At 50.4% G+C, this 9,727-nt stretch carries 10 protein-coding genes; all 10 read right to left on the minus strand.

The window, feature by feature from the left end:
- Position 1 precedes the first annotated feature (1 nt).
- The gene (locus tag DW694_RS15820; RefSeq protein WP_118141140.1) at positions 2-1,114 is read right to left on the minus strand and encodes a DUF4366 domain-containing protein; all 1,113 of its coding nucleotides are present in this window, start codon (positions 1,112-1,114) and stop codon (positions 2-4) included.
- Positions 1,104-1,349 carry a DUF4315 family protein gene (locus tag DW694_RS15825; RefSeq protein ID WP_025577937.1) on the minus strand — a complete coding sequence of 82 codons (246 nt, stop codon included), beginning with the start codon at positions 1,347-1,349 and terminating at the stop codon, positions 1,104-1,106. Before DW694_RS15825 ends, DW694_RS15820 begins: the two co-directional genes overlap by 11 nt.
- 18 nt (positions 1,350-1,367) lie before the next feature.
- Complete coding sequence (locus tag DW694_RS15830; protein WP_117657261.1) at positions 1,368-4,046, minus strand: CD1108 family mobile element protein; 2,679 nt, start codon at positions 4,044-4,046, stop codon at positions 1,368-1,370.
- A gap of 33 nt (positions 4,047-4,079) precedes the next feature.
- Positions 4,080-6,554, minus strand: coding sequence for a VirB4-like conjugal transfer ATPase, CD1110 family (locus DW694_RS15835; protein WP_182465512.1), 2,475 nt, complete (start codon positions 6,552-6,554; stop codon positions 4,080-4,082).
- Positions 6,454-6,888, minus strand: a complete 435-nt coding sequence (locus DW694_RS15840; protein ID WP_117505240.1) for a PrgI family protein — start codon at positions 6,886-6,888, stop codon at positions 6,454-6,456. Before DW694_RS15840 ends, DW694_RS15835 begins: the two co-directional genes overlap by 101 nt.
- A 36-nt stretch (positions 6,889-6,924) precedes the next feature.
- Positions 6,925-7,671 (minus strand): hypothetical protein, encoded by a 747-nt coding sequence (locus tag DW694_RS15845; RefSeq protein ID WP_286187234.1) that lies wholly within the window; start codon positions 7,669-7,671, stop codon positions 6,925-6,927.
- Complete coding sequence (locus tag DW694_RS15850; protein ID WP_005361089.1) at positions 7,668-8,225, minus strand: MT-A70 family methyltransferase; 558 nt, start codon at positions 8,223-8,225, stop codon at positions 7,668-7,670. Before DW694_RS15850 ends, DW694_RS15845 begins: the two co-directional genes overlap by 4 nt.
- Positions 8,225-8,677 (minus strand): SpoVG family protein, encoded by a 453-nt coding sequence (locus DW694_RS15855; RefSeq protein WP_064785871.1) that lies wholly within the window; start codon positions 8,675-8,677, stop codon positions 8,225-8,227. The genes DW694_RS15850 and DW694_RS15855 overlap by 1 nt, the downstream gene beginning before the upstream one ends.
- A gap of 38 nt (positions 8,678-8,715) precedes the next feature.
- Positions 8,716-9,579: a VirB6/TrbL-like conjugal transfer protein, CD1112 family gene (locus DW694_RS15860; RefSeq protein WP_005361084.1), complete on the minus strand. Its 864-nt coding sequence runs from the start codon at positions 9,577-9,579 to the stop codon at positions 8,716-8,718.
- A 10-nt stretch (positions 9,580-9,589) separates the two neighbouring features.
- Positions 9,590-9,727 (minus strand): Maff2 family mobile element protein (locus DW694_RS15865; RefSeq protein WP_118753306.1); only part of this gene is annotated, 138 nt, incomplete at its 5' end.

The raw sequence follows: 9,727 nt of genomic DNA on the forward strand, positions 1-9,727 counted from the left end.
CTTATTTGCTGTCCTTGTCGTCAAAATCATCCTCGGAAAGATATTCCGGTTCCCCGTATGCCTCATCCGGGTCAAAGCCTTCTCCATAACCGTCATCCTCAAATTCCGCATCGTCCTCGGCCTGCTGTTTCGGACGCACGATTTTTACATAGTAACCGATCCCGCCGACCGCAAGTAAGGCAGCAAGGATAAACAGGATCGTGCCGACACTGCCGGTCTCTTTCTTCGGCTTTTCCGGTTCAGCCGGTTTTTCGGTTTCCGTCGGCTTTTCTTTTCCTTTGCAGCCACTCAAGTCATTTTTGCAGACCGGACAGCCGGTATTGACTTTTCCTGCCTCACATTTTTCGGTGCAGTTGCAGCTTTCTTCCTGGGGAATCATGCTCATGCTGCCATTGTTCTTTTCTGCAAGCGCCATCAGGTCGGACTCTGTGACGCCGTTTAAGAAGTAGACATTGTTATCTTTCCGTTTCCCGTCGATCACCAGATAAAAGACATTGCCCGCGTCCGTAGTGATGGTGTAAAACTGTTTTTCCCCATCCGTACCGCTGATGTTGTCCTGTACCGTTCCGGTGCCTTCCAGGGTAAATGCACCTTCCGGGATCGCAGAAGTATTTTCCTGCTGTCCGGTACTGTTATCTGAACCGGAAGAATTTCCGCCGCCGGAAGGGGTTGCAGCGTTTGAGCCGGAAGGTTTTTCTTCCTTAGGCGGTTTTGTCTGTGTACCGGACGGACTCTGGGGTGCTGCCGCAGCAGGTTTCTTTTCAGGAGCCGGTTCTTTGTAATACGGATTATCCAGCTTTACCACATCAGAACGGTTTCCTGCATAATCTTTTGCGTATATGCTTACCTGTTTTTCTGTTCCTGCATAATCTTTTAGTGCAACCGACGCTTTCCCGTCGGTGAGGGAGTTGATACGGTTTTCATCAACAAAGACCGCCTCCACGCCGGATAGATCGTCACTGCTTTCTATTTTCAGGGCATCGCCCTCCATGGAAGCAGTCAGCGTTGGCGGTGTGGTGTCTTTGGAACCGCCGGCATGAGCCGTTACAGGTAATGCGCTGACACTTACAAGAAGCGTAAGCGCCAGCAGCAGGGAAAGTTTTTTAAGCCTCATGCACATCCTCCTTCTCCTGCGGTAAAACAGTTTCCGAAGGGGCTGCCTGCTGTGATTTCAAAAAATCCGCAAGCTGCTGGGGCGTCAGTTTGAAACTGCGCGCCACCGCTACATAATCGGTATTTTCCAGCTCTGTTTTCTGTTCCTCCAGCTTATGGAGCTTTGCCTGCATTTCCGCAATCTTTGTTTTGGTCTTTTCAATTTCCTTTTCCAGTTTTTCAATTTTAGGATTCAATTTATTACCTCCAATCTGTTAAGGCAGACGCCCAAATGTATAAAAATGCTGCTGCCAGTAGCTTGTATTGATGTTTGCATAAGAAATCGGGTCTCCACAGTGGATCATCATTCCATTTCCCACATAGATCCCTACATGGCTTGCGCCGCTGGTGTTGTAGGTCCCCTGGAAGAAGATCAGGTCGCCCGGTTTTGCATCCGCACTTGATACCGGCGTACATACACCTAAAAGACCATCCGCGGTCAGCCTTCCGAAATTCCAGCCAACGCCGCAGTTGTTGATCACCCAGGACACATAGCCGGAACAGTCAAAGGAAGTGGAAGGGCTTGCGCCTCCCCATACATACGGATAGCCAAGATATTTTTCCGCCTCGGCCATCATTGCGGCAAACTGTTCATCCGCAAGGGCTTCCGGTGGAATGTCATAATCGAAGTAGTTTCCTGTGCCGCCTGAACCAACTTCCGGCAGGTGCCGTTCGCTGGTATCGCCGGTATCGGCAAAATACAGGGGATTCAAATACTGGCCGTCAACCAGGACTTCTAAGTGCAGGTGGGCCCCGGTAGAATTTCCGGTATTCCCGACCTTTGCAATCACATCCCCGGCTTTGACCTCCTGCCCGGCAGAAACAAGGATCTGGGAACAGTGCCCGTATTTGGTCGTCAGGGTATGTCCTTCGTATGCCTCGCCTTCAATAGCGACACACAAGCCATAACCGCCGGCATTTCCCGCAAGGGTGACCGTTCCGTCATGCCCGGCAAGGATCTCTGTGCCCTCCGGCATCCCGATGTCCACACCGGTGTGATAGTTCTTTTCCCCACTGATGGGATGTACCCGGTAGCCGTAATAACTGGTCACATAAGGGAGCCAGTTGGTGCCAAAGACATTTTTGACATACTGGCGGTTTCCTTTTGTCTGCAGCAGGATCTCGCAGATCTCTTTCTGGTCTGCGTTCATCCGGGAAACGACCAGGTTTTCTAGAGGTGTGACTGTGAGCTTGACATTTAAGATGCGCCATTCATAAGGCACTTCCTCCTGGGTTTCTTCCCCGGTTTCCGGATCAACGGAAGTTTCGGTGCGGTAACGGATCTCGGTTTCTTCTGAAAAGGACAGGGTATATTGTTCCTGGAAAAGCTGCCGCAGCACGCTTTCCACTTCATCGTAAGTAAATCCCTGATAAGCAGAAGTCAGATACCCCATCAGCACATACGGGTCATGCTCGATTGCGCCCAGGTTATACCGGTATTCGTCATAGCCGGGGCGGTCTGATTCCACCCGGTCTATTTCCATTTGCAGATCCGTTTCCCATTCGGTATAGGTAAGCTCCGCCTGGTTGATGTCCTGATCATCTGCAAGATAGGTAGAAGCAGCCAGACTTCCCAAACCGCCGGTCCCGATATTGGAGAACGTGGAAAACAGGGATGTGATCAGGAAAATTACCAAAAGGAGAAGCAGGAGGACAAGGCAGATTACAGGGTGCCGTTTGACCGCATGGACAATACCGACGCTGACCCTCTCTGTTGCGACTGCGGCATTTTTTGCCTGTTTCCCGGCTTCACGGGCAGCCTTGGCATACTGCCTTTTCAGTTTTTGTTTCTGCCATATCCGGGCAATCGCATGTTTCTTCAGCTCCGGGTGGTCGCTAAGAGCCTGCCGGTAAGCAAGTCTTGCGTTTGCTTTTGCTGATTTTTGCTGTAATTTCGCTGCCTTTCGGTAGGGGGCAGTTTTATGCCGGTGATATGCCGTGCGAAGCCCTGCCTCGCCCACAAGTTCAGAGCGGTGGGCTGCCTTGATGCCCACATTTTCATCCTCTGCCTCATAAATCTTTTTATGAGCGTAACCAATGGCAGTATTGGCGCCCGCCTTGACCGGACGCAGGGGTACAGGTCCTTTTACATGGACCTTTTGGGATTTGACCTCCTTTTCAAATTTTAAGTGTTTTTTGGCTTTTCCGGTCTCCGGGTCGGAAACCGTCTCCATGCGCAGTTTCTTCCGGGCAGGTAGACGATTTTGCGCCTGCTCTGCTTTTTGTGCAGTCCGTTCCGCCTTCCGTCTTGCATGGGTGAGCTTTTTATCCTTTGTCTCCGGCGGTAGTTCATCCGCAGTAAATTCCAGCTTGGATGTTTTCGGCGGTTCGCTATCCATACCCTTTTCCTTCTGCGCTGCCTGTTCCTCCGCCTGTGCCGCTTCCTGAAAACGCTGCTGATATTTGTTCCCATGCTGGTGTGTTCGGTAACGGTGTTCCTGACCGGATCTGTCTGTGCCGTTCGGTGGGGCTGAGCCTTCGGAAGAAGGAGCATATTTTCCGGTATCATGGTCTGTCACATCCTCTGTTACAAAAGAACGCCTGGAAGCCTCCTGCCGGAAATTGCTTCGCACGTTGTCCTGTATCGGGGGCGCTGTCCTGGTAGCATCCGGTGTCTCAAAGTGTTCCGAAAAACCATCCAAAGCGGTTGCATACGCTTCGCCCTGTTCCAGCAAGGACGCCGGTGTTTCCGGTGACAGATGGGAAAATTCCGTCTGTACAGGGATGTCCTGCCTGTGTGTCTTGCCGTTGACAGAAGAAGGGGTGTCCCGTGCCCTGCGCAGGTCAAAATCCTGTTCGGTCTGCCTGGCTGCCGGTTGATCCTCCCCGTGGGAATCACGCACCGGCATCCGGGTATCTTTGCGCCTCCTTTGAAATTCCCTGTCGTGTGCCATTGTTCTCACCTCCGATCCATTTTAATTTTTGTCTCACGCTTTGGTCCCCGCTACTTCATCCGGTCTTGTGGTAAGCACGCTGTACAAGAGTGTGTCCTTCGGGAAGTGGTCCACAAAAGGGATGATCACATTTCCAAAGAACAAAAGCCCCTCGCCGGGACCGGAATGGGTCACATACGAAAGCTGGTGCGGGGAGATTCCCAACTGCTTTGCCAAAATCTGACGGTCTCCCTGGGCCTGGTTGAGCATATAGATAAAGTCCGAGTTCTCAAAAATATTTTCGATCTCACGGGAAGCCAGAAGGTCCTTGACATTCTGCGTTAAACCTGATGGAATTCCGCCCCATTTACGGAAGCGTTTCCAGATCTCCACGCTGAAACTTCCTGTCTGCCCTTTCAAAAGAAGATGGAATTCGTCGATATAGAACCAGGTTGTTTTATGTTTGGAGCGATTGGCCGTGACACGGTTCCACACCGCATCCTGCATGATCAAAAGCCCGATTTCCTTTAAGGCTTTTCCCAGTGACTTAAGCTGGAAACACAGTACCCGGTGTTTATCCATCTGGATATTGGAACGGTGGTTGAACACGTTAAGGGAACCATTGACATAGATTTCCAGCGCCGTTGCGATATTCTGTGCCTCCGGTTCAGACTGTTTCAAAAGCAGCTCGTAAAGATCACCTAAGATCGGCATATTTTCCGGGCACGGGTCCTGCAGGTATTCCCGGTACACCAGTCTGGTACAACGGTCGATGATCGTCCTTTCAATGGGGGAAAGTCCTTCTTTGCCGCCGATGATAAGGTCACACAGCGACAGGATAAAATCACTTTTCAAAGTGATCGGGTTTTCATCATCGGAATAGTCCAGATTGATGTCCATCGGGTTGATGTAGTTCGTGGAAGTAGGGGAAATATCAATGACCTGCCCCTGGGAACCGAACTGCTGTACCAGCGGCCCATACTCATTTTCCGGGTCGGCGATAATGATGTCGTCCTCCGTCAGAAGGAACACATTGACGATCTCACGCTTGGCAGAGAAAGATTTGCCGCTTCCTGGGGTACCGAGAAACAGCCCATTGGGGTTTTTCAGCGTTTTTCTGTTCGCCATGATCAAGTTATTGGAAAGGGCGTTCAGGCCGTAATACAATGCCTCGCCCTCCTGGAACAGTTCACAGGTGGTAAACGGTACAAAGATCGCTGTGCTGCTGGTCGTAAGCCCGCGCTCAATTTCAATCTGGTTCGTACCAAGAGCAAGCGAGGACATAAGCCCCTGTTCCTGCTGGTAATCCAGCCGTTTTAAGGCACAGTTGTATTTCTGTGCCACACCCGAAGCGGCAAAAATATCATTGAACAGCTTTTGGCGTTTGGCAGCGATATTTTCCACCAGTACCGTCACAAGGAACATGCGCTCATTGCGGCTCTGCAAATCCTGCAAAAGATTTTTGGCTTCCTCTCCATAGGTGGCAAGGTCGGTGGGAATGATGTCCATGTCATACCCGGATCGGACCGCTTTCTTTTGTTCCTCAATGGTCATTTTCTGCAGGTCCGACATTTTGCGCTTGATGTTTCGGATCGCCTGCGCCTGGTCGATAGACTGGATATGCAGGTTGACGGTCACGGCGTCGTTTAAGTCAAGAAGATCCGCTAAAAGCCGGTCAGTAAGCTCCGGCGCCAAAATCTGCAAAAAGGAGACAGCACCGGAATGGTCGCCTACCCGAAATGTCTTTCCATCCTTTGAAAAAGACAGCCCGGATGGGGAAACGAAGTCTTTGGTAGAAAGACCGGTCTTAGGCAGATCCGACCACTGGAAATGAAACTTTTCCTGGCCGTCCGGGTGAAGCTGGCTGTGAAGAAGTTCCAGACGTTCCAGTCCGTTTAAGGATCTCGCCTGAACTCCAAGGGTCTTGAAATTTGCCAGCACATCCGTTTCAATGCGTTCCAGACGCATTTTCGCAGTACGCAGGTCATCTGCCTCGATCCCAAAGGTAATGTATTTGCGTTTGGTGAGACCGTTATTTCCTTTCTGCAACTGGTTCTTTAACATATCCCCGTATTCCTTGCAGATTCCGTCATACTCGTCGCCGCGGGGAGGGATGTCAATGCTTTTGGTAAAATCCTGCATATTGGCCCGCTGGTTGATAAAGGTAAGCTGCACATGGATCGAGGCGTCGAAGTAATTTAAGAAATCGCAGTAACCCTCGAAGATCTGTGCTTTATCATCTGCCTGTGCAAGCTGATAGTTAATATCAAAAAACTGCACCGTTTTGGTGTAAAGGGTATCGGTCAGCCGGCAGATCCCATCCCGGTACATTTCACGGTAGGGAATGCTCTGCTGGACCGTCTGCGGGGCATCTGCTTTCAGCCCGGCAAAAAAGCCGCCTTTTTTAGACGGCTTGGAACGGGCAGACTTAGTTTTGCCCTGCTTTGCATCGGCTCCGGTCTTTTTGGCCTGCCTGATGTTTTTTTGCAGACGCTTTTCCTGAGCTTCCTGCTGCTTGTTTTTTGGCAATCTTTGTAACCTCCTTCTTTGACATAGATTTATACAGGTTATCCGTCCTGTATGGACGGTCCTTCGGCCAGAGCTTATAACGGAGCCGGTTCTTCAAGATCTTTTCTGCCGGCTGCCCGTCACGCTCATACATGGCGAAGAAGAAAAAGGGCATCATCAGCCCGATCATCAAAAGTACAGCCGCCGAATTGCCGATCGCCCCGCGGGTAAAGAAATACACCGGAAGGCCGACAAGCCCGGCAAGGCTGAAACAAATAAGCTGGCGCTTCGTCAGATTGAAGGCCAGCTTAGTCTTAACTTTGGTTAAATCCTTTGGTACAGGTACATAAGGCATCTATACACCTCCCATCGTAATATAATTTCCGGCCCATTACCGTGCACCGAAATCGCGTACCGGTTTCTCCACAGCCGGACATTCCCGCACTTCCTGAGCCGCATTTTGCAGCCGTGCCAGGACAGAAACAGCCGGCTCTCTCTGACACAGGTATTCCTGGCTGTCTCGGATTCCGGCAATATTTTCCCGAATATCCATATCCACGTCGAACACATCTGAAACCGGCATAAGCCAACGGTCTGCAAAGTATTTCAAAGGATTCTCAAGCGCCAGCACATCATCCAGCATTTCATCCCTGAACTCAAACTTTGTTGTCAGATAGGAATACGCCTCCTGCATGGCTGTAATTTCAGCAGCTTTTTCAATTAAGGATTCCTTATCTCTTGACATAAGGCTTTCCCTGTAAGCAAAGTAATTCTGTCCCAGCCGTTTCATCAGGAGCGTATATTTGTCCTGTGCGGAAGGCTCGCTTGTGAAATGTTCAAATTTTTGCGCTGCATCAATTTCTTTGAGAAGATCGCAGATCGGGAAACTGTGTTCATGGTTATTTTCTTCCCAGCACCATCGGGCTACATCCAACGGGTCCTGAAAAGAAAGAAGTGCCTCTACTTCCGCCGGAGTAAATACATGCTCAACCTTCAGATAATAGTGGAGTTCCGAAAATCCCTGCAACTCGTAAATGCTGCCGATGTTCTGTGCATCCAGCATATCCGCATGAACCTTCAAACACTCGTCCAGCCGTTCCATAAGCAGCCGCTTTGCATCTTGTTCTATCAAAATCACCCCTTTCGCTCCGGCATAGTCAGCGTACAGTTCACTTCATTGCCCCATACATCCCAGCCGGGAGTCTTTTGTCTTGCAAACAGTTCCACTCTGGGCTGATCGCCCATGAGTTTTACGATCTTATCCCGCACCTCGTCCGGTTTCTTGCTGTGCTGCTCAATATGGGAGATCACAAACTGATGGATTCCCGCACACTGGCGTTTCGGACGGCCTCTGGTTGCCAGCAGGCAGACCTCCGCGTTTGAGCGGGTCCAAAAGCCCATGCCATAAAACCAGCTATCCGCTTTCCGGTTCTGTTTGAGCCATAGAAAAGCCAGCGTTTTATATTTGAACCCCCAGGCGTCGATCACCCGGAAGGCTTCATTGAGCTGTGGGAAGGTCGCCCACAGAAAGAGGGCGCTGTCTTTTGCGGCAAGTTCCGATACCGGCAGGGCACAGATTTCTTCAATGCTCATTGTGGGGTAATGGTTTTCCGCAACGCCGCTTCCATGTTTCCTGTCATAATGCCAGGGCGGATCGGCATAGATAATGCCGTACTGTTTCGTTTCCGGCATTAGCGAGCCTGCTCATTCTTAGATGGGGCAGGTTTAGTCGGCTGTTCTTTGACCTTACCGGCATTTTCCTTCAATGCACCGGTCAGGGAAGGCTTTTCCGCAGCTCCCTTTGTTGCTTCAAGAGTTGCCTGCAAATTTTCAATAGCCTGCCCGTACCCATCGATCAGGGCATCGTTGAGCTGCTTGCGGAACTCTGCCGTAACTGGCCAGCAGACATCTTTCCAGTTGCCTCCCTTATCCTGGGTTGCGGGCATATTGACATACAGCCCCTTTTCACTGGAACAGATACGGAAACCGTCAATCTTAAAGCATCCGCCAATCGTAACATTGGCAAACGCCAGCAGGTTTCCCATTGGGGCGATTGGACGCACGCGGACATCCAGCTTCATGCCGTTTGCCATTTCCGGCGTCTGTGTCTCCGGCGCCATTTTTTCTGTATTGGTTTTACTCATATATAAAATCCTCCTTTTTAGAATTGGTTTTGTTCATGCTATCTTGCATTAAATATGGATTTGGATAACGAACCTGTCTTAAACAGGGCAAAGGCCAGCAGCACCGTATAACCCGCCGTTCCCCAGATCGCGCCGTGCACATCGCCGGACGATGGGATAGACTGGACCAGCACTGCATAAATGGCAACACAGATCAAGATCAAAAAACCCTGAAAACCCAGGGCAAAAAGGGAACGCAGATACCCAGTTCCCATTTGTCCCCATTCCCGGTTTGCCATTGTGGAAAACGGGATCGGTGCAAGGCTCACGGTTAAATAAATCTCGATCATACGGCCATATACAATGACAAAGATCACGATGGACAGTACCCACATACACAGATTGATGATGTTGGTTTCCAGCCACAGTCCAATCAGTTCCCACATTCCCATTGCTTCAAGCTGGGTTTCCAGATCAGACAACGCCGCCTGCACATCCAGGTTCCCGTTTATGACACCGGCACTTTGCGACACCACATTTTGGGCCACATCAAAGACCGCCATCACAATCGTAAAACAGTTGGTGAGCAGGTAAGTGGCAACAAAAGTCTTGAAAATCCACTTGAAGATGTTGAATGTATCGAATTCGTGCATGTTGTTCTTTTCGAGAATCATCTGGATCAGTTCATACACAAGAACAAAGGTAAGGATCATGCCCGCAATGGGAATGACGACGGTTTCCGAAAGATTCTGGATCATGGAAAACACGCCGCCATTCCAGCCCTGCGGGGTCTGTCCTACCTGATTTGCCACATCCGCAACCTGGTTGTTGACGGAGTTGAAAATACTGGTGTACTGTCCGGTGATCGCATCGATCAGGCCCTCTTTAATCCAGTCTGTTATCCATTCAAACAGACTGCCCATAAGTCAGCCCTTAACCGAACAGGCCGGAAAGCAGCGGGATCAGCGTTGCACCAACCAGAGCGATACCTCCGCCTGCCATAAGCTGCTTGATCCCCTGGGATTTTGCTGATGTGCGATAAAGAAGTAATAGAAGTGTAAAAAATTTTGC

This window comes from Ruminococcus sp. AM26-12LB (assembly GCF_003480785.1).
In the GTDB taxonomy this organism is placed as follows: domain Bacteria; phylum Bacillota; class Clostridia; order Lachnospirales; family Lachnospiraceae; genus Blautia_A; species Blautia_A fusiformis.